This window comes from Mesorhizobium sp. M0633 (assembly GCF_040320645.1).
Taxonomy (GTDB): domain Bacteria; phylum Pseudomonadota; class Alphaproteobacteria; order Rhizobiales; family Rhizobiaceae; genus Mesorhizobium.
On sequence record NZ_JAMYQC010000025.1, the window covers coordinates 16,405 to 37,431 of the forward strand.

The window sequence follows — 21,027 nt, forward strand, 5'->3', positions numbered from 1 at the left end:
ATGCAATAGGCCACGATCCCGCCAACGAACGATTCCGCACGGGCTGTGGAGGAATATTCCTCTATGTAGCGATACAGCGCATCCAACTGGCGCTCCGCTTGCGCGGAAAATACAACCGTGCGCGTCATTCCTTAGTGGCATCATCGCGTCGCGCGGCGGCGCGGTCGCGGATACGCAGCATGACCTGCTCGGCAGGGACGGCGCTGGACGGATTCGCCTTGTACTCGTCGTAGCTCTGGGCGACTTCCTCGTGCAGCCAGCGTTCAACCGCGGCGTCGCGGTCGAGCAGCGCGCGCACGCCCTCGCGCAGCACTTCGCTGACGGAGGCGTACGCGCCGGATTCGACCTTGCGCGCGACGGCCTCGGCCATGTCGCGCGGGAGGGTGATACTTATCGGCTGGGTGGTTCGCATGGGCGGACTCCTTTTCCACCATACAGCAGCCGATGTGACAAAATCATATCGAAATTGCTGGCGATGATGCGTGTGACCGATACCGCCGCCCTTGCCTGAGTGCGCTTTGGAAGCTGGCAAACGAACATGCGGACACCGGATACGCATATCGCAGATCCCGCATCGGCTCGCCGGCTCCTGGTCGAGAAATGGCATGTGGCAGCCTGTATGCGGCGAGTTCATGCTCTTGCTTAGGCCGCAATGGCGGCGCCGATGTTGCTGGTGCGGACGACGGGACTCGAACCCGTACGATCAGAGATCGAGGGATTTTAAGTCCCTTGCGAGGCTTGGTGTGGGCGACGGGATTTGAACCCGTAAGTGCTTGAAACACCGGCAGATTTTAAGTCTGCTGCGTATACCAGTTCCGCCACGCCCACCTCCCACATTGTGGGGAAATCCCACCGGTCTCCCACATGGTTTCCCACACGGTCGGCTTAGGATTTGCCGTTCACTACCACGAGCCTCGGAGCCGCGCCACCTTCGAGCGCGGTCAGGTTGTCGAGCAAGTGATTGGGTGCGAGGTGGGCGTAGTTCAGGGTGGTCTGGATCGACTTGTGGCCCATCCAGATTTGGACGCGCCGGATGTCGATGCCACGGATGATCTGCCACGAGCAGCACGTATGCCGCGTCGTGTAGACCACGGTGTCGGACAGCCCCGGGATGTGTTCGCGGATGCTGCGCCACACCTCTATGACCTCCCACTTGCCGATGTCGCAGAGGTCGCTGTGCTGCATCAGACGGTGGATGCCCTTGCGGTTCTGAGCCATCAGGCGACTGCCGGGAGATCGTGGTCGTGATGCGTTAATGGGGTTGGCTGGACTAGCTTTGAAGGCGATGTCCTAAACACCGTCCTCTCCTACTCCAATGCGGGCGCCTAGTTTCCGCAAGTTGAGATCAGCAAGGCTGCCTCGCAGCGCCCTTGAAAGTGGTGTCCATGGTGTTTTTCTGTGTTTTTGTGGTGGGGCAGGCTTTTCTTGGCCACGACTTATGAATAGTAGAAGGTAACGAGCGCTATATTTCGGCTCTCTCTAATATTAGGAGTAGATGATTTGTGGTGGTCAAGGTTCAAAAGAGGTTTTGCAGGAACATGGGAGGATAGACTGGACGGGATATTCTCATTGGAGATCGACTATGCTGGGAAATCCATTCTCGATGTTGGCTGCAATATGGGTGTTGTCGCCTATGAAATATCGAAGCTGAGACCGAGTTCGATCCATGGGATCGACATTGCCAAGCCGCACATCGAAACGGCAAAAATGCTATTGAGCGGCTCCCCGGTACATGCCCGGTTCGATCGCCTGAATCTCGGCAGCCGGCGCCTCGGCAATATCCTTCTGCCGAAGTACGATATCGTCCTGCTGCTGGCCGTTTACCAGCACATGCAGCGCAACATCGGCCCAGGCAAGGCGCGAAGGGTGCTTTCCAATATTGTGAGGCGCACCTCAAACGTTGTTGCCCGCGTTCCGCCTGGAACGGATGGCGAATTTATCGAAACGCTTTCTGACGAGGGGTTCAAGGTCAAGAGCACTCACACATCACCTCTTGGCAGTCATGTGCTGGTGCTTGAGAAACCGCCTCACGCACCTCTAAGATTGTGCTGATTTAGATTTGATTTCCTCTTCTGGAGCCACCCTTGGCGTAGTTGTCTAACTCGTCGTCGGTGCCGGCCTGCAGATTCATGTGGATTGGTTTGGCCATGAACGTCTGTTCTCCTTTTCCCACACGATTTCCCACAACGGCGTGTTTCCCACAAAATCCGTTGCACGAGTGGAGAGATTAAATGAAATGCAAAACCCCGGCGCAAACCGGGGAATTACAAGGCGTTGAGGGGTTAGTTGCGAGGGTGCAACGGACTAGAACGGGATTTTAAGTCCCTTGCGTCTACCAATTCCGCACGTCCGCAGGCCAGTCCTTTTCAGATGCCGGGCAGGGGCCGTCAAGCCGTCTTCTGCCGTAGAGAAATCTGGCACCGGAAGCTAGCGAGGCCGATCACCTACAGTGATACAAACAAAATCGTTTCACCTGGAAATGTTCTTAGCGGCAGCTTCCGCGGCCACCGCGAATGCGCGTCCCCCGTTCGCAGGATGCGTTCGGGCGCTCTGCCCTGATAGACTCCAATTGGCAAGTGGATCGGCGCGCCGATACTCGACGCCGTCCTCTACAGACATTGGGAGATTGTCATGCTCAAGCTTGCCTCTGCCCTGGCACTGCTGCTTGTTGGGACGGCGCCTCTGTTTGCCGATGAGATGCCGATGAACGCCAAAGACATCAAATGGGGTCCTGCTCCAGCTGTCATTCCCGCTGGCGCGGAAATGGCTGTTGTCGCTGGAGACCCCTCAAAGGAGGGCGCCTATGTGCTGCGGTTGAAGACACCTGCCGGCTACAAAATTGCCGCACATAATCATCCCACCACGGAATACGTAACGGTGCTTTCCGGCAACTTCCATATTGGAATGGGCGATAAGCTCGACGAGGCGAAAGGTGTCGAACTGACTGCTGGCGGCTTCGGCGTCGCGCCGGCCGGAATGAATCACTTCGCCTGGACGACAAGCGATACGATTATCCAGGTTCATGGCGAGGGGCCATTCAAGATCACCTACGTCAACCCGGCGGACGATCCAAGCAAAAAGTGACAGTTCGGGATCGAATTGAGTGAACCGGCCGAAGGCTCGAACGATGGAGTGCGTCAAACTCCGCGACCGTCGATTCAGAAGGATCCTCTAACGAGACGAAAGCTGATTGGCCGCAACGGAATCGTATTCCGTTTGGGCCATTTTGCCGTGAATGGCGCCATAACAGAATAACCCGCCTCGGGAGGCGGGTCGTTGGAGCCAATTGGCACCATACCCAAATTAGTAGCATAGCTGCCGGCACAAAGCAAGAACAAAGTTGCTGCGGCCGGCACAAAATGCCCTTGGCGATTGGCGAAGGCCATGGCGCATCGATCTCCCTCCTTGAGGGGGAGATGGCCGGCAGGCCAGAGGGGGTCGTCGCGCGTCGAGCGCCAGCCTGTTTTGTTTCGCGGTAAAGGTTCGCGTCAGGACGTCCCGACCCCCTCTGTCGCCTTCGGCGACATCTCCCCCTCAAGGGGGGAGATCTGCAACTTCGCCGTCCGCGCTTACTTCCTCGCTGGTCAAAATCCTCGCGGCTTGGCACAGTCGGGCAAAGAGGAGCCTGTTGATGCCGAAGACCGCCAATGCGACGAAACCAAAACCCTGGGCCGAGATGGCGACGCATCTGGTCGATGTCGCCATGGGCCGCAAACCCGCCGATCTCGTCATCCGCAACGGGCGCTGGGTCAACGTCCATTCGGGCGAGATCATCGCCGGCACCGACATCGCCATTGCCGGCGGCCGCTTTGCCTATTGCGGGCCGAACGCCGGCCATGCCATCGGCCAGGGCACCAAGGTGGTCGATGCCGGCGGCCGCTATCTGGTGCCGGGGCTTTGCGACGCGCATATGCATGTCGAGAGCGGCATGGTGACGGTGACGGAATTCTGCCGCGCGGTGATCCCGCATGGTACAACTTCGATGTTCATCGATCCGCATGAGATCGCCAACGTGCTCGGCCTGCCGGGCGTGCGGCTGATGCATGACGAGGCCGTCGCCATGCCGGTCAACGTGCTCGTGCAGATGCCGTCCTGCGTGCCCTCCGCCCCGGGGCTCGAGCATGCCGGCGCCGAGCTGACCGTCGCCGACGTTGCCGAGGCGATGACCTGGGAAAACATTATCGGGCTCGGCGAGGTGATGAATTTTCCGGGCGTCGCCGCCAATGATCCGGTGATGTCGGGCGAGATCGCGGCGACGGTGAGGGCCGGCAAGACCGTCGGCGGGCATTATGCCTCGCGCGATCTCGGCCTGCCGTTTCACGGCTACGTCGCCGGCGGCCCCGAGGACGACCATGAAGGCACGCGCGCCGAGGACGCCATCGCGCGCGTCCGCCAGGGCATGAAGGCGATGCTGCGGCTGGGCTCGGCCTGGTATGACGTCGCCTCGCAGATCAAGGCGGTGACCGAGAGCGGGCTCGACCCGCGCAACTTCATCCTGTGCACCGACGACAGCCATTCCGGTACGCTGGTGCACGAAGGCCATATGGACCGGGTCGTGCGCCACGCCATCAGCCAGGGCTTGAAGCCGGTGACGGCGATCCAGATGGCGACGCTCAACACCGCCCAGCATTTCCGGCTGGAGCGCGAGATCGGCTCGATCGCGCCGGGACGGCTCGCCGATCTGCTGATCATCTCCGACCTGGCCGAAATGACCATCGACGAGGTCTATGGCCGCGGCGTCAGGCTGGCCAAGGGCGGCAAGCTCGAAATCGACATTCCGGCCTACGACTATCCGAAGACGGCGAAGAACACCGTCAAGCTCGGCAGGAAGCTCAAACCCGGCGACTTCGACATCGCCGCACCCATGGGCGCCAACGAGGTGCGGGTGCGGGTCATCGGCGTCATCGAGAACCAGGCGCCGACGCGGGCGCTGGAGGCCGATCTTGCCGTCGAGGACGGGCTGGTCGCCATGGACCGTCGCAACGACGTCTGCCAGATCGCGCTGGTCGAGCGCCACAAGGGCACCGGCGGCGTCACCAACGCCTTCGTCTCCGGCTTCGGCTACATCGGCGACTGCGCCATGGCCTCGAGCGTGGCGCATGATGCCCACCACATCATCGTCGTCGGCACCAACAAGCAGGACATGGCATTGGCGGTGAACCGGCTGGGCGAGGTCGGCGGCGGCGTCGTGCTGTTCTCCAAGGGCAAGGAGCTGGCGCTGGTCGAAATGCCGATCGCCGGGCTGATGTCGGACGAGCGGGCGGAAATCGTCGCCGCCAAGGCGGACAAACTCAGCGACGCCATGCGCCAGATGGGCTGCTCGCTGAACAACGCCTACATGCAGCACTCGCTGCTGGCGCTGGTCGTCATCCCCGAGCTCAGGATTTCCGACGTCGGCCTGATCGACGTGACGACTTTCCAGAAGGTTGATTTGTTCGTTTGAAGAATCACTGAACCCTGGAGGGACAGCGCCCCCCTCTGTCCTGCCGGACATCTCCCCCTCAAGGGGGGAGATTGGCAGTTTCGTCGACAGCGCGTTGTTCGTCAGAGTTGGAGATTGGCGAAAGCCGAAAGTGGCGGCCAATCTCCCCACTAGAGGGGGAGATGTCCGGCAGGACAGAGGGGGGCGCGAAGGATCGCTACAGGGCGTTTTTATTGACTCGCGGCCAACCACCAACGTTGCCGATTGGCAGCAGAGGTCTGCTCACCCGCCGGTGGCGATGGTCAGCACTTTGAACGGCGTGGTGATGACGATTTCGGCGACCGAGCCGACGGCCTTGCCGAGGCCCTGGCCGAGGTTGTCGAGCTGGGCCGGCGCGGTCTCTTCGGAGGCAAGGCCGGCCGGGGCGCGCAGGCGGTCGCCGAGCAGCTGCACCAGGAACGGGTTGTCGGCGAATTTGGCGTGGTTCAGCCGGTCGCCGCCCTTGGTCTTGGTCAGGTCGACCACCGAGACGCCATAGCTGGCGAGATCGGCCGCGTCGCCATAGTCGCCGACGCGTGGCTTGTCGCCAGAGATCAGGGTCGACAGCCTGAGCGCCCGGTCGTCGCCCGAAAGCAGCACGGCGAACGGCTTGTCGGGCTTGCCGTAGCGGATCATCTGCTTCTTGAACACGTCGACGTCGATGTCGGGAGAGGCCAGGATGACGTAGCCGAGCTTGCCGCCGAGGTCGCGGTCGCCGGTGATGGCAAGCTGGCGCAACGCTTCCATGGTCACCCAGGTCCCCATCGAATGGGCAATGATGTCGATGCTCTTGGCGCGGCTCTTGGCGAGCATGCGCAGCGTCGCTTCGAGATCGTCGCGCGCCGCATTGGCGCTTTCCTTGTCGTAGATGTAGCCGGTCGTCTTGCCGCTCGACGCCCACGAAAACAGCACCGGCGTTCCTGGGTATTTCGTGTCATGCGCGATCTGCGTCAGCCGGTAGATGCCGTCGTCGAAGCCGTTGTTGAAGCCGTGCACGAAAACCAGCGCGCGGTCGCCGCGCATGGCGATATCGGCGCCGACCGCCTTGGCGAATTGCGGCGCGCCTTCGTAGAAGGTGACGCCGGTCGCCGTGAAATCCTTCGCCGGATTGCTGTTGGCCGAGCCCTTGACCCGCTCGATGGCGCCGAGCTGGTGAATTTTGGGCACCGTCACCTCGACGCTGGCAAAGCTGGTGGTCGGCGAACGGTCGCCGTCGAACACCTGCCGGGGCGCTTTCATTGCCTTTTGCCGGGTTGTGGCGACGAAGATTTGATGCGTCGCCGCGATATCGGCAGCAGGCACCGTGATCGTCGTCTTGTTGAGCAAATCATGGGTGTTCTGGCCGGCGCAGCTTGCCAGCGCGAGCGCGAACGCAACGACGAGAAAGATCTTCGAAGGCACGGTCACGCGGGCTCCCGCAAAGGCGACGTCGAGCCGGAGACGTCTTGGCCTATTCGATAGAGGCAGAGCCCGGCACGGTCCAGTTCAAACTGTTCCGATGGTGCGGCAATGGTCAACAATCACTGCCGCGCAATGCAGCTATTGTCCGACCGAGGCGATCCGGTCGGTCACCTCGCGGTCGCTGGCAAACCCGTCATCCTCGCGCAGCTTCTGGCCGATCAACTGCACCAATTCCGGATTGTCGGCGAATTTGGTGTGGTTGAAGCGGTCGGCTCCCTTGACGCTGGAGAGATCGACGACCGACACGCCATAGCTGGCGAGGTCGGCGGCGTCCTTGTAGTCGCCAACGCGCGGCCGCGCGCCGGCTATCAGGCCGGAGAGCCGCAGCGCCCGGTCGTCGTCGGAGAGCAGCAGGATGAACGGCTTGTCCGGCTTGCCGTAGCGGCGCATCTGGCTCTTGAACACGTCGACGTCGATGTCTGGCGAGGCCAGCACGACGTCGCCGAGCTTGCCGCCGAGATCGCGGTCGCCGGTAATGGCAAGCTGGCGCAGCGCCTCCATGGTGACCCAGGTTCCCAGCGAATGGGCAACGATGTCGATGCGCCGCGCGCCGGTCTGCGCCAGCATTCTCAGCGTCACTTCCAGCTGGTCGCGGGCAACGCTGGCGCTTTCCTTGTCGTAGACATAGTCGGTGGTCTTGGCGCCCGACGCCCAGGAAAACAGCACCGGCGTGCCCGGATAGCCGGAATCATGGGTGATCTGGGTGACGCGGTAGACCGCGTCGTCGAAGCCGGTGTTGTAGCCGTGGACGAAGACCATGACGCGGCCGCCGCGCGCCGCGATGTCGGCGCTGAGCGCGCTGGAGAATTTCGGCTGGGTGTCGTATCCGACGACCTCGGAAGCCATGAAGTATTTGGCCGGATCGTCCGACTTGCCGCGCGAGCGCCGCTCGATCTGGCCTGTCTTGTGGATACCGGGGACGGTGACGTTGACGCGGGCATAGTTCAGCGTCGCCGAGCGCTCGCCGTCGAAGACCTTGTCGGGATCGTCGGAGCGCTTGCGCGTGGTTGCGATGAAGATCGAGTGGTTGCCGGCGATTTCCGTCACCGGCACCGCCATCATGGCGCTGCCGAGCAGTTCCTCGGTTTGGCGCCCGCCGCAGCCGGCGAGCAGCGCGGCAATGAGAATGATGCAAATCGTCTTCAAGGGCACTTAAGCAATTCCACTCCGGCCTGACCAAAGGCCCATCCACCTCCGCCGCACCTCCCGGACAGGCCAAGTGCGGCGGAAGTAAGTCGCAGGCGCCGAAATGCGCTCAGCGCCTCGCGACTGCCATCGCACTGTTGCGCGAAAGCCAGAACGGCGGCAGGAACGCCGGAATGTTGGAAAACGGCAGTACTTCCGGCTTCAGCCTTATGCCGAGCACGTCGGTCATGAAGGCGCGGCGCGCCTCGATGCGGCGCCAGGCTTCGGGATAGCGCACCGCGATCTCTTCGCGCAGCGCCTCGTCGGCCAGCGCGATGCCGTCCTCGATGTTTGTGGTGAAATAATCGGTGCCGGTCGCCGGGATGATGTCGACCTGCAAGGCCATGCCCGACTTCAATCTGATGTCGGAGCCGGAAAATACCGGCGAATGCATCCATTCGTCGATATGGATGAGATGGCCGGGGTTGAGCGCTACGCCGAAGAACCGATCGCCGATGCGGTCGTGCACCGCTTGCCACAACGCGCCGCCGGGAACGCCGATGCCGACCGTCTCGTACCAGTCGACGACGGCGCAGAAATAGGGCGCGACCAGCTTCTCGACATAGTCCTGGATGCCCCTCGGAAGCTCGGCCGCGTCCTCGACCAGAAAACCGGCGCGCGCATTGAGCGAGCCCTGGATGCCATAGGCCATGGTGATCGGGTCGCCGCGCTTGATGATGTCGAGGCGCGGGCTCGGCAGGCCATAGGCCGCACGCTTGCCGGTCGACAGCATCGGGTGACAGCATTGCGGCAGGCCGTTGATGCCCATCAGCCGCGCCGCCTGCAATTCGGTCATGCCGGGTTGGATGCCTTGCAGGACGTTGCGCAGGCCTTGCGAGGAATAGGTCGCGGCGAATTCGAACGCGGCCAGTTGGTCGGCCTCATTGATGGCGCGCAGGCCGTCGGCGGGGTTCATCAAAAGGTTCGCCGCGTTGACGACCGTGCCCCTATCGCCGGCAAGGGTACGCAGCGTGTCGGCGATGAAGGACGGCAGGTCGAGCGTCGTTTCGCCAAAACCCGCATCGCCGGGGCCGAACGGCTTCCAGCCGATGGCGCCGATGCGCTGGCCGGCCTTCAGGCCGCAATCGGCAAGGATGTCGGAAAGCGCCTGCGAGCGGTGGCGCGGCTGCGCCGGCAGCGAAAACGTCTGGTAGAGCACGCGCTCGTACGGCCCATCGCAGATCTCGGCATAGCCCCAGCCCTCATTGCCGACCAGCAGTTTCGGCGGCTTGCCGGGAACGATGACCAGCAGCGTCTCCTCGAAGCGCGGATCGTAGCCGCAGAGGTAGGCGACATTGGCCGCATGTTCGCGGTCGCCATAGACGACGAAGGCATCGAACCCGCCGCGCGCGACCAGTGCCGCGATGCGGGCCTCATAGGTGGCGCGCGTAACCAGCGGCATCACCGTCGGCTCGCCGAATTCCGGCAGCGACACGGTTTTCCGGGCAACCGATGCGACAGGCATGAGCAAACGCCCCCAAATGCTTACGTTGATTCCGGAAATGCACCTTCGGGGCGGCCGGACAATGGCTTCACGAGGCCGGATATGCAATAGCGGGACCGAACTCGCGTAGCCTGTGGGGTGCTCTTGCCATGACCAGTTTCTCCTCTCGCGTCGCTGCTGCCGCTGCGGCGATCCGCGAGATTTTTCCGGAGACGCCGCTGCAGGAAAACGATTATCTGTCGAAGAAGACCGGCGCGCGGGTGCTGCTGAAGCGCGAGGACCTGACGCCGGTGCGCTCCTACAAGATCCGCGGCGCCTTTAACTTCTTCCGCAAGGCGCTCGCTGCCGGTAACAATGCCGAGCTGTTCGTCTGCGCTTCGGCCGGCAATCATGCGCAGGGCTTTGCCTTCGTCTGCCGCCATTTCGGCAAGAAGGGCGTCGTCTTCATGCCGGTGACCACGCCGCAGCAGAAGATCGACAAGACGCGGCTGTTCGGCGGCGCGTTCGTCGAGATCAGGCTGGTCGGCGATTTCTTCGACGACTGCTATCGCGCGGCACTTGAATTCACCGAAACTGCCGGCGCCCACATGGTGCCGCCGTTCGACCATAAGGACATCATCGAAGGGCAGGCGACCGTCGCCTACGAGATATCAGGCCAGATGCCCGGTGCGCGCATGGCTGATATCGTCATGCTGCCGGTCGGCGGCGGCGGCCTGGCCGCCGGCGTCACCCATTATTTCGCCGACCAGCAGCGAGAAACACGTTTCGTCTTTTGCGAGCCGGCCGGCGCCCCGAGCCTGAGCGAGAGCCTCGCCACCGGAAAGCGGGTCAAGCTCGCCAAGGTCGACAATTTCGTCGACGGCGCGGCGGTGGCCGAGATCGGCCGCGAGCCGCTGCGCCACCTCAGGGAGTTTGCCGCCGACACCGTGCGGCTGATCCCGGAAAACCGGCTCTGCGCGACCATGATCGAAATGCTCAATGTCGAAGGCGTCGTGCTCGAGCCGGCCGGCGCGCTGGCGATCGATGCGCTCAAGGATTTTTCCAGGAAGGAAATCAGGGGCAAGACCATCGTTGCCGTGGTGTCGGGCGGCAATTTCGATTTCGAGCGGCTGCCGGATGTGAAGGAACGGGCGCTGCGCTTCGAGGGCTTGAAGAAATACTTCATCATCCGCTTTCCGCAACGGCCCGGCGCGCTGCGCGATTTCCTCGAATTGCTGGGTCCCGACGACGACATCGCCCGCTTCGAATATCTGAAGAAATCGGCGCGCAATTTCGGTTCGGTGCTGATCGGCATCGAAACCAAGGACCGCCGCAATTTCGACCTGCTCAAGGCGAATTTCGACGCCGAGAGCGTCCATTACCAGGACATCACAGACAACGAGACGCTCGCCGGGTTCATCATATGAGCAGCAACGATCTTCCGAACGCTCCGGCGAACGTTTTTATCGCGCTGTTTTCCGGCATCAATGTCGGCGGCAACCGCATCGTCACGATGGCGGAACTCAGGTCATTTTTCGAGCAGCTCGGCTTCTCCGATGTCGCCACCTATGTACAGAGCGGCAACGCCGTGTTCCGGTCGCCAGATGGCGATGCGGCGACGCTGACCAAGCGGTTGGAAGCGGAATTCGAGAAGAAATGGGGGTTCCATTCACGCATCGTGGTGCGCGATCTCGGCTGGCTCGAGCGGCTGGCGGCGGACAATCCCTATCCGGAAGTGGCCGGCGAGCCGACCAAGCTGCATGCCTATGCGCTGGAGCGCCGGCCGACCGCCGAGGAGGTCGCCCGGCTGGCGGAAAGAAGCACCGGGCCCGAACGCTTCGAGATCAAGGGCGACGTGCTCTACCTGCATGCGCCTGACGGGCTCGGCAAATCGGTGTTTGCCAATCTCATTCCGCGCGTTCTGAAGGTGCCGGGCACGGCGCGCAATTGGCGCACCGTGCTGATGCTGCTGGACATGGCCAAGGCCGGCGGTTGACAGGTCGTCTACGCGGCCGGAGCGCGTTTCCAGTCGAATGCCAGCGCTTCACGGAAGGCGAAGCGCTTGATGTGCTCGGCGACGACCGTTTCCAGGCGCTCGAGCGAGCCGGCTTCATCGGTCGTCACTGCAATGTGCAGCGCAGCCGGGTCGGCATCGAGAACCGTGCGGCCGAGCGTCAGATCGATGGTGCCGTGGTTCGGGTCGAATTCGACGGGAAACTTGTGCGCCCAATGTTTGCACAGCTGCTGCAGATAGCGGCTGGCGTGTTCGGTGGCGACGTCGACATGGCTGGTCGGCATAAATGAATTCTCCTGGGGCACGCCCCTGTTGGCGTGATTGGGCGCCAGCCTGGGAGGCGGGCGCGACAACCGGATAGATAGGTGCCGTCTCGCGGATCGGCAAAGGCTGCCGGACGCATCCGCCCCCAGGCGGGGCCAAAACTCGCGACACATAGGCGCCCGACGCGGACCGCGCGGACGAACGTGCTCGCGATCATTAACTCAGGTCGATTGACCGCCGATCTTCTCCCGCGTCAGCCCCGGTATCGCAGGGTCTCCACAACGATGCTGAACGCGGGCGTCGGCTGGCGTCGGCTCGGGTAATAGAGGTGATATCCCGAATAGGGCGGAGTCCAGTCCGAGAGCATTTGGACGAGTTGGCCGCTGTCGAGGTAGGGCTGAACCTGGCCTTGCGGCAAGTAAGTCACGCCGAAACCATCCAGAGCGGCTTGCAACATCGGATTCCCGCTGTTGAACGTCAGTTGTCCGTCGACGCGCACCCGCAGCTCCCGGCCGTTCTTCTCAAATTCCCATGCATAAAGTCCGCCATAGGTCGGCAGGCGAAGATTGATGCAGTCGTGGCTCGTCAGATCCTGAGGCGTTCGCGGCATTGGGCGTCCGGCGAAGTAGGACGGCGCCGCGACCGCTGCCATGCGCAAATTCGGTCCGATGGGCACGGCGATCATGTCCTTGGCCACCATCCCGCCGAGCCGCACGCCGGCGTCGTATTGCTCCGCGACGATATCGGTCAGGCCGTAGTCGATGACGATCTCCAATTTTACGTCGGGATAGCGCGGAAGCAGCTTGTGAAGCGCGGGCCAGAGCACGGCCCCAACGGCATATTCGTCCGTCGTAATACGGATGTTGCCGGCCGGCTTCTCCCGCAATTCGCTGAGCGCCGTGAGTTCGAAGTCGATCTCCGCGAACCGCGGAGCCAAGGTCCGAAGGAGGCGTTCACCCGCCTCTGTCGTCGTCACGCTGCGGGTCGTCCGCGTGAGCAGCCGAACTCCCAGGCGCTCTTCGAGCGCACGCATCCCGTGGCTCAGGGCGGATGGAGAGATGGCGAGCTTGGCGGCGGCCCGAGTGAAACTTCGCTCGCTGGCGACCATGACGAAGGCGGCAAGATCGTTGAGGTTCGCTCGAGCCATTGCTGAATCTCACTCACAAGTACATGCACAAACTAGCACCTAATCGCATGATTGGGCGACCCTTATATTGCTTGCGAGCAGAACAGCCTGCCACACAACGCGCACGGCGCGACGCCCACCACACGGCCATGACCCATCTTCCCGTCACCGAAGCCCTCGACGGCAAGGCGGTCGAGTGGACGGAGAAAGTGACAGATGAGGAATATCTCGCCGGGCCCACCAAGGAGAGTCTCCGATGAGCGAAAAGCCCAAAGCCTTCTGCAGTCCGTTTGGGGACATCGCTCCCACGCTCGCGGGCTACACCGATGACGTTCTGTTCGGCGATGTCTGGAAGCGGCCCGGCCTGTCGCCGCGCGACCGCAGCCTGATCTCAGTGGCGACGCTGATCGCCCTCTACCGGACAAACGAGTTGCCGTTCCACCTGAAATTTGCGTTCCAGAACGGCGTCACGCGCGACGAACTGGTCGAGACGATCATCCATCTCGCCTTCTACGCCGGCTGGCCCACCGCCAGCACGGCGGTCGGAATCGCGCGCAAGGTCTTCGAAGAAACCGACACGGGAGAATGAGAATGCAGAACCGCACGCTCGGTGACAGCGGCCTTGTGGTCTCGGCCATCGGGCTGGGCTGCATGGGCCTGAATTATCACCGTGGCCCGGCTCCAGACCGTCAGGAGACGATCGCGCTCGTCCGGGCGGCGGTCGAGCGCGGTGTCACCTTCTTCGACACCGCCGAGGTCTATGGTCCGTTCACCAATGAGGAACTCGTGGGGGAGGCGCTGGAGCCGTTCCGCAAGGACGTCGTCATCGCCACCAAGTTCGGCCACGACTTCAGTCGCTGCAGATCCAGCGGGCTCGATAGCCGCCCCGAACGCATCCGGCAAGCGGCCGAAGACTCGCTGAAGCGGCTGCGGGTCGAGGCGATCGACCTGTTCTATCAGCACCGGGTCGATCCCGACGTGCCGATCGAGGACGTCGCCGGCGCGATGAAGGACCTGATCGCGCAAGGCAAGGTCAAGCAGTTCGGTCTCAGCGAGGCAGGCGCCTCGACCATCCGCCGCGCCCATGCGGTTCAGCCGGTCGCGGCGATCCAGAGCGAATATTCCCTGTGGTGGCGTGAGCCCGAGGCGGAGGTGTTGCCCGCTTGCGAGGAACTGGGGATCGGCTTCGTCCCCTACAGCCCGCTGGGCAGGGGCTTCCTCACCGGCAAGATCGACGAAACCACCAGCTTCGGCGGTAACGACAACCGCGCCAGCTTGCCGCGCTTTACGCCCGAGGCCCGCAAGGCGAACCGCCCCGTGGTCGACCTGCTGGAAAGAATCGGCGCGCAGAAACGCGCGACGCCCGCACAGATCGCGCTCGCCTGGCTGCTGGCGCAAAAGCCCTGGATCGTCCCAATCCCAGGCACCACCAAGCTCAACCGGCTCGAGGAGAACATCGCCGCGGCAGGGATCGAGCTCTCGCCCGACGATCTACGGCACATCGAGGACGCTGCCGCGCAAATCACCGTGGAAGGCGACCGTTACCCCCAGGTGGAGGCGGAGCTCACGCGGCGTTAGCGGCGCACACGCCGAACCGACACATTTACAGGAGATATTTCCATGAACATTGCATTCGAGGGGAGGGTCGCGCTGGTGACAGGCGCGGCGTCCGGACTGGGCCTCGCCACAGCGAAAGCCTTCGCGGAATCGGGGGCGTCCGTCGCGCTCGCCAACTGGAACGAAGACGCGGTGCGTGCTGCGGTCGATGAACTGACCGCTCAAGGCCATAAGGTCCTCGCCATTCGTTGCGATGTCGCCGATGACGCACAGGTCGAAGCCATGGTCGCGCATACGGTCGCGGCCTTCGGCCGGCTCGATGCCGCCTACAACAATGCGGGCGTGCAGAATGTCCTCGCGGAAACGGCCGACGCCACCCGGGAAGATTACGACCGAGTCATGGGGATCAATCTCCGCGGCGAATGGAGCTGCATGAAATTCGAACTGCAGCAGATGCGCAACCAGGGTAGCGGCGCGATCGTCAATTGCTCTTCACTCGGGGGACTTGTGGGAGGTGCCGAGCGCGGGATCTACCATGCCGCCAAGCACGGAGTGCTTGGGTTCACCAAGAGCGCGGCTCTCGAATATGCAGCACGCGGCATCCGTATCAACGCCATATGCCCAGGGCTCATTTGGACGCCGATGGCCGACCAGATGGTGGCCGGCGGTCAGGGCGATGCGCTCAGGGCGATGGAAAAGAGCATTCCGATGGGACGGGTTGGCCGCCCCGAGGAAATTGCGAATGCAGTCCTGTGGCTCTGCAGCGACGCTGCGAGCTATGTGACCGGCCAGTCCATCTCGGTGGACGGCGGTTTTGTCATGCGCTGAAGAGGACGAGGAAAACCATGCAAGGAGCAGTTCTATACGGTCCGGGAGACGTGGGTTTGGAGGACCGTGCCGAGCCGAAAATCCTGGCCTCGACCGATGCCATCATCCGGATCGCGGCGACCTGCGTATGCGGGTCGGACCTCTGGCCCTACCGCGGCCTGCAAGCGTCCTCCGGGCCGACACCGATGGGACATGAATATTGCGGACTCGTCGAAGAGGGGAGGCCCAGACATGACGAGATGGTCTGAAGACGAATTGCGCGAGATCGCCGAAGCCGACAACTTGCACATTGCGCCGTTCAGGGAAGATGGCGTGACATATGGCACCCCAACCTGGATCTGGTCCGTGGCAGTCGACGGCGTCCTCTATGCGCGCGGCTACAATGGACAGGACTCACGATGGTACCAAGCCGCCATCCGGCAGAAGGGCGGACGGATCATCGCCGCTCGCATGACGAAGGACGTCGCCTTCGAGCCGGTCGACGGGCCGATCAACGACCGTATCGATGACGCCTATCGGGCGAAGCATCGCGGAAACCCGTACCTTAGCCCGATGATCGGTGCGCGCGCTCGGTCCGCCACCGTCAGGATTGTACCGCTGCTGCCTGAGTAGCAAGCTCACCGAAGGACCACGGCTCACCAGCCAAAGGCTTGCCGAGCGATCCTCCCCATTAGACACAACCCGCCCAGCAATGCCGGCTCAAGATGGCGTGATCGGTTACCAGCTGCCGGTGTTCGGCATCGACGCCCACGGCTCGGCCTTCGGCTTGGCCGGACCTTTCTGCAACAGCTCGATCGAGATGCCGTCCGGCGATTTGACGAACGCCATGTTGCCGTCGCGCGGCGGCCGGTTGATGGTAACGCCATTGTCCATCAGCCGCTGACAGGTGGCGTAGATGTCGTCGACCTCATAGGCGAGATGGCCGAAATTGCGGCCGCCCTTGTAGTCTTCCGGGTCCCAATTGTAGGTCAGTTCGACCAGCGGCGCTTTCTCGCTGATGCCGCTTTGCTCGTCTTCGGGGGCGGCGAGGAAGATCAGCGTGTAGCGGCCTTGCTCGTTTTCGTGACGGCGCACTTCCTTGAGGCCAAGCTTGTTGCAGTAGAAATCGAGCGAAGCATCGATGTCGGCGACGCGGACCATGGTGTGCAGATAGCGCATGATTTCCTCCTTATGTTGCGTTGCGGCGCAACATAGGGGCGGCCCGGCCAAAGGGCAATTGGCCACGTTTGCCGGCGCCGGCAAACGGCAAATCCGCTATTCCTGTACGGAACCGTGAAAAAAGGCACGTCAGGTCTTGCACACACCGGAAGCCGCGGTGTTAATCTGATACCAAGAATCAGTTGCAGTGTTTCTTGAAAAAAGGGGGCGTTCTTATGGGGGAAAAGGCCTCTTTCATGGGGCGGGACGGGGCCGGTAACGATACGTTGAAGCGGGATGAGAGCGCCGATACGGCCGATCTCGTCGAAATCGCCGGCGCCATCAAATGGTTCGACGTGGCCAAGGGCTACGGTTTCATCCTTCCCGATGATGGTACTTCGGGCGACATCCTCCTCCATGTGACATGCCTTCGAAAGGATGGTTTTCAGACCGCCCTGGAAGGCGCCCGTGTCGTCTGCCTGGTCAAGCAGGGCGAGCGCGGGCTGCAGGCCTTCCGCGTGCTCTCGATGGATGTCACCACGGCGGTGCATCCGGCGGAGCTACAGGAGCAGCGCACCCATGTCGCGGTGACGCCGGAAAGCGGCCTCGAACGGGCGCTGGTCAAATGGTTCAACCGTACCAAGGGGTTCGGCTTTCTGACCCGGGGCGAGGGCACCGAGGACATTTTCGTCCACATGGAGACGCTGCGCCGCTACGGCATCACCGAACTCCGGCCGGGCCAGGTGGTGCTGGTCCGCTTCGGACGCGGCGACAAAGGCCTTATGGCTGCCGAAATTCACCCCGATATGGGTACCTTGCCGGTCTCGCATTAGTTCCGGCCGAGGATTTCATATGGCTCACAGGAACCGGGTGACGGCGGGCGCGCTCTGCGCCGGGATTTTCCTCATCGTCGCCACAAGTGCGTTCTTCTATTTTCAACAACCGAGTTCCGCCGACGGCAAGGCGATGATCCTTCCCGTCGACCCGGCGCCGCTGGTCGCGGTGACGAAGGCCGGCGAGCGTTCTTTTTCCGTGGAAATCGCCGACACGCCCGCCGAGCGCGAAGCCGGGCTGATGTTCCGCCGGCACATGGCCGACAATCACGGCATGCTGTTCGTGTTCGGCGCGCCGCAGGATGTGAGTTTCTGGATGAAGAACACGCCGATGCCGCTCGACCTGATCTTCGTCGGCCAGGACGGCCGGATCCGGGCGATCGAGCAAGGCGAGCCGCAGTCGGAGGCGATCATCTCGCCGGACGAACCGGTGCGCTTCGTGCTCGAGCTCAAGGCGGGCACGGCTGCCAAAAAGGGCATTGAGGACGGCGACCTGCTGCGCCATCCGGCCATCGGCACGGCGGCGGGGCCGGCCATGCCGCCGCCCGACAAGGGCGATGCGCCGAGTGTCGATTCCGACTGAGCGGGCAGGATCTTCGGCCGATGCAGTTCTTCTCCCATGACGGTTTCGACCTTGCTTTCCTTGACCGCCAGCCGGCATCGGGGCAGGGCGATCCGGTGCTGATGATCCACGGCTTTGCCTCGAGCCATTACGTCAACTGGGTGTCGCCCGGCTGGTTCAAGACGCTGAACGACGCCGGCTACCGTGCGATCGCCTTCGACAATCGCGGCCATGGCTCGTCGTCGAAGAGCTATGACGAAGCCGACTACACGCCGGCAAAAATGGCGTCGGACGCGGCAGCGCTTTTGAACCATCTCGGCATCGAACGCGCTCATGTCATGGGTTACTCGATGGGCGCGCGCATATCGGCCTTCCTGGCGCTCTCCGACCCGGAGAAGGTGGCGACGCTGGTCTTCGGCGGTCTCGGCATCGGCATGGTCGACGGCGTCGGCGACTGGGATCCGATAGCCGACGCCCTTCTGGCCGACGATCCGGCAGGCACCAGCGATCCGCGCGGCCGCTCGTTCCGCGCCTTCGCCGATCAGACCCGCAGCGATCGCCGGGCGCTCGCCGCCTGCATCGCCACCTCGCGCGAATTGCTGAGCGAGGCCGACCTTGCCCGCATTGCCCAGCCGACGCTGATCGCCGTCGGCAGCAAGGACGACATCGGTGGTTCGCCGGATGAACTCGCCACCCTGATGCCCAACGCCAGGGCTTTTCATATCGAAGGCCGCGACCATATGCTGGCGGTCGGCGACAAGACCTTCAAGCAGCGCGTGCTGGAGTTTTATGCCGAGCATCCGCTTTGATGGATGGTTCCAAAAGCGGCCATAGGGCCTGAAGCTGGGATTCTTAGCGGTTTTGCAACGATACAGGAATTAATAAGAGCGACGTGTGGATCGGTTCAAACCCGCCGCGCGCTGAACGAGGGCAGGGGGTACGATGGCACAATGGGGAAGAAGCGACGCCGCTTTGCCGGGCGTTGTTGCGGAAAGCACGTTCGGCAAACGATCCGTTATTCTAGCGCTGACCGCATTGGCGGCAGGGGCGATTGCGATCACCGCATTGATAGCAATGCCGAGCGACGCGTCCCCACTGCTCCAGAACAGTGCGACAGGCTTCTTCGCCGCCGTATTTTTTCTGGCCGGGCCATTGGCACATCTTACCGGCGTGGTTTTCGGGTTGATGGCGCTCGGTCGTTCGAACGACAGTCGTGTGCTCGGTCTGGCTGGCATCGTAGTCAACGGCGCGTCGCTTGCGGCCGGGGTGTTCATGCTGTGGGGAATGGCATCGACCATCGGCGCGTTTACCTGATTTCGGGCAACTCTCCGGCAGGCAAGCGAGCGACGCGTCGGGCTACGATCGGCGCGGGCTGTGCCCCAGCGCCCTGAGCGAGCGCGTCATGTTATGCCGGGCCTGGGTTTCGAAGCGCCGGCGGAATTCCTCGCTGTGGAAGATATGCGGCCGCGCGAGGAAGCCCTCTAGCACTGCGGCACGGCCGGCCCGCCACATCGGCTCATCGACCCACTTATATTCGCGGCGAACCGCCTGCTCGTAGGCGTCGAACACGTCGGGCGCAGCACCCAGGATCGCCAGGTCCATGTCGAGGAACAGCGCCGCGTCGCGAACCGAATGCTGGTCGCCAAGGGGCGGCAATTCGTGGCCGGCGGTGGCAGTGATCATCGCCGCGATGTGGCCGAGGCGTTGTGCATCGGCGCGACCGGCGAGCTTTTCCTCGGCAAGTTCGGCACTCCTCGCCTCATTGTCCTTGGCGCGGCTGTCGTAGATCGCGTCGTGAAACCAGATCGCTGCCTCGACAGCTTCAGGATCATGCAACAACGCCTTGTAATCATTGGCCAGCGCCAGCATCGCCTCGATGTGGCCAAGGTCGTGGTAGTGGCGATCTTCGGCCTCATAGAGCGCGGAAAGCTCGCGCTTCAGGGTCTCGTCCATCAAGGTTGCGTTTTCCATGGCTGCTTGAAATTCCGCCAACCAAATCCATTTCACGAAGCACTAAGGAAAATTGAGTTCACCCGTGCTATGATCTGGCTTATAGGTGCGGCCGGAGAATAGGCAAGCCGCCAACCGAGACATTGGATGGCCGAGACATTGGATGGCCGGAGACATCAGATGAACAGCGTTACGATTTCCCGTCCCACCAGGGTGCAGCCGGTAGATCCGATCTGGCGTTCGATCCGCGACGAAGCGATGGAAGCGGTCAACCGCGATCCGCTGCTGGCGGCGTTCCTCTATTCGACCATCCTCAATCAGGAAAACCTGGAAGAAGCGGTCATTCACCGGCTGGCCGAGCGCCTCGCCCATCAGGACATCGGCTCCGACCTCATCCGCCAGACGTTCAAGGCGATGGCGGCCGACGACAAGGACTGGTCGACGACGGTGCGCGTCGATATCCAGGCCTATTACGACCGTGATCCGGCATGCGACCGCTTCATCATGCCGGTGCTCTACTTCAAGGGTTTTCACGCCATCCAGACGCACCGGCTGGCGCATTGGCTGTGGAACCAGGGCCGCCAGGACTTCGCGCTGTATTTGCAGAGCCGGTCGTCCTCGGTGTTCCAGACCGACATCAATCCGGCTGCCCGCATCGGCAAGGGCATCTTCCTCGACCACGCCACCGGCCTCGTCGTCGGCCAGACGGCGGTGATCGAGGACGACGTGTCGATCCTGCACGGCGTGACGCTGGGCGGCACCGGCAAGGCCGGCGGCGACCGCCATCCCAAGATCCGCTACGGCGTGCTGATCGGCGCCGGCGCCAAGATCCTCGGCAACATCGAGATCGGCCATTGCTCGAAGATCGCGGCCGGCTCGGTGGTGCTGTCGCCGGTACCGCACAACAAGACGGTTGCCGGCGTGCCGGCCCGCGTCGTCGGCGAGACCGGCTGCGACCAGCCTTCGCGGCAGATGGACCAGCTGTTGCCATCGCAGACGATGGACCACGTCGTCAGCTTCGACATCTGAGTGCTCGGGCAGGGGCTGAATTCCTGCCCCCCATGCCGGCTTGCCTTTACATGGCCATTGTCGACGTGCCAGAAGCGCGCTCACCAATGCATGTCGCCCAAAGTGCCCAGCGGTTTTTGGATAGCGACATGCATGAAGCAAGATTTAAAGCGCGTCGCATCGTCTCTTCAGACGCGACGCACTTTAGCAAGCGACGA

General features: G+C 62.7%; 23 protein-coding genes, 1 tRNA gene and 1 pseudogene. 15 read left to right on the plus strand and 10 right to left on the minus strand.

The features are described from left to right. Positions 1 to 124: 124 nt before the first annotated feature. The 3 genes from NKI47_RS23455 to NKI47_RS23465 all read right to left on the minus strand — a co-directional run bounded on the left by NKI47_RS23455 (position 125) and on the right by NKI47_RS23465 (position 1,218). Positions 125 to 412 (minus strand): ribbon-helix-helix domain-containing protein, encoded by a 288-nt coding sequence (locus NKI47_RS23455; RefSeq protein WP_352593808.1) that lies wholly within the window; start codon positions 410 to 412, stop codon positions 125 to 127. Positions 413 to 739: 327 nt separating this feature from the next. Beyond that, positions 740 to 828: transfer RNA gene (locus NKI47_RS23460), tRNA-Leu, on the minus strand. A gap of 57 nt (positions 829 to 885) precedes the next feature. Beyond that, positions 886 to 1,218: a tyrosine-type recombinase/integrase gene (locus NKI47_RS23465; RefSeq protein ID WP_352593809.1), complete on the minus strand. Its 333-nt coding sequence runs from the start codon at positions 1,216 to 1,218 to the stop codon at positions 886 to 888. A gap of 351 nt (positions 1,219 to 1,569) precedes the next feature. Between NKI47_RS23465 and NKI47_RS23470 the strand changes: the two genes are divergently transcribed. The 3 genes from NKI47_RS23470 to ade all read left to right on the plus strand — a co-directional run bounded on the left by NKI47_RS23470 (position 1,570) and on the right by ade (position 5,443). After that, positions 1,570 to 2,052: a class I SAM-dependent methyltransferase gene (locus NKI47_RS23470; protein WP_352593810.1), complete on the plus strand. Its 483-nt coding sequence runs from the start codon at positions 1,570 to 1,572 to the stop codon at positions 2,050 to 2,052. Between the two features lie 579 nt (positions 2,053 to 2,631). Then, complete coding sequence (locus NKI47_RS23475; protein WP_352593811.1) at positions 2,632 to 3,084, plus strand: cupin domain-containing protein; 453 nt, start codon at positions 2,632 to 2,634, stop codon at positions 3,082 to 3,084. A 547-nt stretch (positions 3,085 to 3,631) separates the two neighbouring features. Further along, on the plus strand, positions 3,632 to 5,443 hold the full coding sequence (gene ade / locus NKI47_RS23480; protein WP_352593812.1) for an adenine deaminase: 1,812 nt from the start codon (positions 3,632 to 3,634) through the stop codon (positions 5,441 to 5,443). A gap of 261 nt (positions 5,444 to 5,704) precedes the next feature. Here ade and NKI47_RS23485 read toward each other — a convergent pair whose 3' ends face one another. From NKI47_RS23485 to NKI47_RS23495, 3 genes are all read right to left on the minus strand, one after another. After that, the gene (locus tag NKI47_RS23485; RefSeq protein ID WP_352570885.1) at positions 5,705 to 6,868 is read right to left on the minus strand and encodes an alpha/beta hydrolase; all 1,164 of its coding nucleotides are present in this window, start codon (positions 6,866 to 6,868) and stop codon (positions 5,705 to 5,707) included. A 132-nt stretch (positions 6,869 to 7,000) separates the two neighbouring features. Further along, positions 7,001 to 8,074, minus strand: coding sequence for an alpha/beta hydrolase (locus NKI47_RS23490; protein WP_352458455.1), 1,074 nt, complete (start codon positions 8,072 to 8,074; stop codon positions 7,001 to 7,003). A 103-nt stretch (positions 8,075 to 8,177) separates the two neighbouring features. Beyond that, positions 8,178 to 9,572: a hypothetical protein gene (locus NKI47_RS23495; protein ID WP_352593813.1), complete on the minus strand. Its 1,395-nt coding sequence runs from the start codon at positions 9,570 to 9,572 to the stop codon at positions 8,178 to 8,180. A gap of 128 nt (positions 9,573 to 9,700) precedes the next feature. Between NKI47_RS23495 and ilvA the strand changes: the two genes are divergently transcribed. Then, a complete protein-coding gene (gene ilvA / locus NKI47_RS23500) occupies positions 9,701 to 10,957 on the plus strand; it encodes a threonine ammonia-lyase IlvA (protein ID WP_352593814.1) in 1,257 nt (418 codons plus the stop codon). Continuing rightward, a complete protein-coding gene (locus tag NKI47_RS23505; protein WP_352593815.1) occupies positions 10,954 to 11,526 on the plus strand; it encodes a DUF1697 domain-containing protein in 573 nt (190 codons plus the stop codon). The genes ilvA and NKI47_RS23505 overlap by 4 nt, the downstream gene beginning before the upstream one ends. An 8-nt stretch (positions 11,527 to 11,534) precedes the next feature. Here NKI47_RS23505 and NKI47_RS23510 read toward each other — a convergent pair whose 3' ends face one another. Together NKI47_RS23510 and NKI47_RS23515 are read right to left on the minus strand one after the other, a co-directional pair. Beyond that, positions 11,535 to 11,828 (minus strand): DUF2218 domain-containing protein, encoded by a 294-nt coding sequence (locus NKI47_RS23510; RefSeq protein WP_023674787.1) that lies wholly within the window; start codon positions 11,826 to 11,828, stop codon positions 11,535 to 11,537. 233 nt (positions 11,829 to 12,061) lie between these two features. Continuing rightward, positions 12,062 to 12,955 carry a LysR family transcriptional regulator gene (locus NKI47_RS23515; RefSeq protein ID WP_352593816.1) on the minus strand — a complete coding sequence of 298 codons (894 nt, stop codon included), beginning with the start codon at positions 12,953 to 12,955 and terminating at the stop codon, positions 12,062 to 12,064. Positions 12,956 to 13,190: 235 nt separating this feature from the next. Between NKI47_RS23515 and NKI47_RS23520 the strand changes: the two genes are divergently transcribed. The 5 genes and pseudogenes from NKI47_RS23520 to NKI47_RS23540 all read left to right on the plus strand — a co-directional run bounded on the left by NKI47_RS23520 (position 13,191) and on the right by NKI47_RS23540 (position 15,931). Beyond that, a complete protein-coding gene (locus NKI47_RS23520) occupies positions 13,191 to 13,523 on the plus strand; it encodes a carboxymuconolactone decarboxylase family protein (RefSeq protein ID WP_352593817.1) in 333 nt (110 codons plus the stop codon). A 2-nt stretch (positions 13,524 to 13,525) separates the two neighbouring features. Further along, complete coding sequence (locus NKI47_RS23525) at positions 13,526 to 14,512, plus strand: aldo/keto reductase (RefSeq protein WP_352593818.1); 987 nt, start codon at positions 13,526 to 13,528, stop codon at positions 14,510 to 14,512. A gap of 42 nt (positions 14,513 to 14,554) precedes the next feature. Continuing rightward, positions 14,555 to 15,319, plus strand: a complete 765-nt coding sequence (locus NKI47_RS23530) for an SDR family NAD(P)-dependent oxidoreductase (RefSeq protein WP_352593819.1) — start codon at positions 14,555 to 14,557, stop codon at positions 15,317 to 15,319. Between the two features lie 17 nt (positions 15,320 to 15,336). After that, a pseudogene (locus NKI47_RS23535) lies at positions 15,337 to 15,537 on the plus strand (alcohol dehydrogenase catalytic domain-containing protein); the annotation flags it as partial. A gap of 13 nt (positions 15,538 to 15,550) precedes the next feature. After that, a complete protein-coding gene (locus NKI47_RS23540) occupies positions 15,551 to 15,931 on the plus strand; it encodes a DUF2255 family protein (RefSeq protein ID WP_023674792.1) in 381 nt (126 codons plus the stop codon). Positions 15,932 to 16,036: 105 nt separating this feature from the next. On the opposite strand, the gene gloA is transcribed toward NKI47_RS23540, so the two are convergent. Then, positions 16,037 to 16,477 carry a lactoylglutathione lyase gene (gene gloA / locus NKI47_RS23545; RefSeq protein ID WP_023674793.1) on the minus strand — a complete coding sequence of 147 codons (441 nt, stop codon included), beginning with the start codon at positions 16,475 to 16,477 and terminating at the stop codon, positions 16,037 to 16,039. 215 nt (positions 16,478 to 16,692) lie between these two features. Here gloA and NKI47_RS23550 point away from each other — a divergent pair, with 215 nt between their 5' ends. From NKI47_RS23550 to NKI47_RS23565, 4 genes are all read left to right on the plus strand, one after another. Beyond that, a complete protein-coding gene (locus NKI47_RS23550) occupies positions 16,693 to 17,289 on the plus strand; it encodes a cold-shock protein (RefSeq protein WP_036238076.1) in 597 nt (198 codons plus the stop codon). Between the two features lie 19 nt (positions 17,290 to 17,308). Then, positions 17,309 to 17,872: a DUF192 domain-containing protein gene (locus NKI47_RS23555; protein ID WP_023674794.1), complete on the plus strand. Its 564-nt coding sequence runs from the start codon at positions 17,309 to 17,311 to the stop codon at positions 17,870 to 17,872. Between the two features lie 20 nt (positions 17,873 to 17,892). Beyond that, entirely contained in the window at positions 17,893 to 18,660 is a 768-nt protein-coding gene (locus tag NKI47_RS23560) for an alpha/beta fold hydrolase (RefSeq protein ID WP_023674795.1), read from the plus strand. Positions 18,661 to 18,793: 133 nt separating this feature from the next. Then, the gene (locus NKI47_RS23565) at positions 18,794 to 19,165 is read left to right on the plus strand and encodes a hypothetical protein (RefSeq protein ID WP_156937280.1); all 372 of its coding nucleotides are present in this window, start codon (positions 18,794 to 18,796) and stop codon (positions 19,163 to 19,165) included. 42 nt (positions 19,166 to 19,207) lie between these two features. Here the strand turns inward: NKI47_RS23565 and NKI47_RS23570 are convergent, their stop codons facing one another. Next, positions 19,208 to 19,822 (minus strand): HD domain-containing protein, encoded by a 615-nt coding sequence (locus NKI47_RS23570; RefSeq protein WP_023674797.1) that lies wholly within the window; start codon positions 19,820 to 19,822, stop codon positions 19,208 to 19,210. A 159-nt stretch (positions 19,823 to 19,981) separates the two neighbouring features. On the opposite strand from NKI47_RS23570, the gene cysE reads away from it, so the two are divergent. Further along, entirely contained in the window at positions 19,982 to 20,830 is an 849-nt protein-coding gene (cysE, locus tag NKI47_RS23575) for a serine O-acetyltransferase (protein ID WP_023717455.1), read from the plus strand. Positions 20,831 to 21,027: the final 197 nt, after the last annotated feature.

Coding starts and splice junctions, on each gene's coding strand:
- NKI47_RS23455 (WP_352593808.1), bottom strand. CDS start 412: ATGCGAACCACCCAGCCGATAAGTATCACCCTCCCGCGCGACATGGCC.
- NKI47_RS23465 (WP_352593809.1), bottom strand. CDS start 1,218: ATGGCTCAGAACCGCAAGGGCATCCACCGTCTGATGCAGCACAGCGAC.
- NKI47_RS23475 (WP_352593811.1), top strand. CDS start 2,632: ATGCTCAAGCTTGCCTCTGCCCTGGCACTGCTGCTTGTTGGGACGGCG.
- ade (WP_352593812.1), top strand. CDS start 3,632: ATGCCGAAGACCGCCAATGCGACGAAACCAAAACCCTGGGCCGAGATG.
- NKI47_RS23495 (WP_352593813.1), bottom strand. CDS start 9,572: ATGCCTGTCGCATCGGTTGCCCGGAAAACCGTGTCGCTGCCGGAATTC.
- ilvA (WP_352593814.1), top strand. CDS start 9,701: ATGACCAGTTTCTCCTCTCGCGTCGCTGCTGCCGCTGCGGCGATCCGC.
- NKI47_RS23505 (WP_352593815.1), top strand. CDS start 10,954: ATGAGCAGCAACGATCTTCCGAACGCTCCGGCGAACGTTTTTATCGCG.
- NKI47_RS23510 (WP_023674787.1), bottom strand. CDS start 11,828: ATGCCGACCAGCCATGTCGACGTCGCCACCGAACACGCCAGCCGCTAT.
- NKI47_RS23515 (WP_352593816.1), bottom strand. CDS start 12,955: ATGGCTCGAGCGAACCTCAACGATCTTGCCGCCTTCGTCATGGTCGCC.
- NKI47_RS23520 (WP_352593817.1), top strand. CDS start 13,191: ATGAGCGAAAAGCCCAAAGCCTTCTGCAGTCCGTTTGGGGACATCGCT.
- NKI47_RS23525 (WP_352593818.1), top strand. CDS start 13,526: ATGCAGAACCGCACGCTCGGTGACAGCGGCCTTGTGGTCTCGGCCATC.
- NKI47_RS23530 (WP_352593819.1), top strand. CDS start 14,555: ATGAACATTGCATTCGAGGGGAGGGTCGCGCTGGTGACAGGCGCGGCG.
- NKI47_RS23540 (WP_023674792.1), top strand. CDS start 15,551: ATGACGAGATGGTCTGAAGACGAATTGCGCGAGATCGCCGAAGCCGAC.
- gloA (WP_023674793.1), bottom strand. CDS start 16,477: ATGCGCTATCTGCACACCATGGTCCGCGTCGCCGACATCGATGCTTCG.
- NKI47_RS23550 (WP_036238076.1), top strand. CDS start 16,693: ATGGGGGAAAAGGCCTCTTTCATGGGGCGGGACGGGGCCGGTAACGAT.
- NKI47_RS23555 (WP_023674794.1), top strand. CDS start 17,309: ATGGCTCACAGGAACCGGGTGACGGCGGGCGCGCTCTGCGCCGGGATT.
- NKI47_RS23560 (WP_023674795.1), top strand. CDS start 17,893: ATGCAGTTCTTCTCCCATGACGGTTTCGACCTTGCTTTCCTTGACCGC.
- NKI47_RS23565 (WP_156937280.1), top strand. CDS start 18,794: ATGGCACAATGGGGAAGAAGCGACGCCGCTTTGCCGGGCGTTGTTGCG.
- NKI47_RS23570 (WP_023674797.1), bottom strand. CDS start 19,822: ATGGAAAACGCAACCTTGATGGACGAGACCCTGAAGCGCGAGCTTTCC.
- cysE (WP_023717455.1), top strand. CDS start 19,982: ATGAACAGCGTTACGATTTCCCGTCCCACCAGGGTGCAGCCGGTAGAT.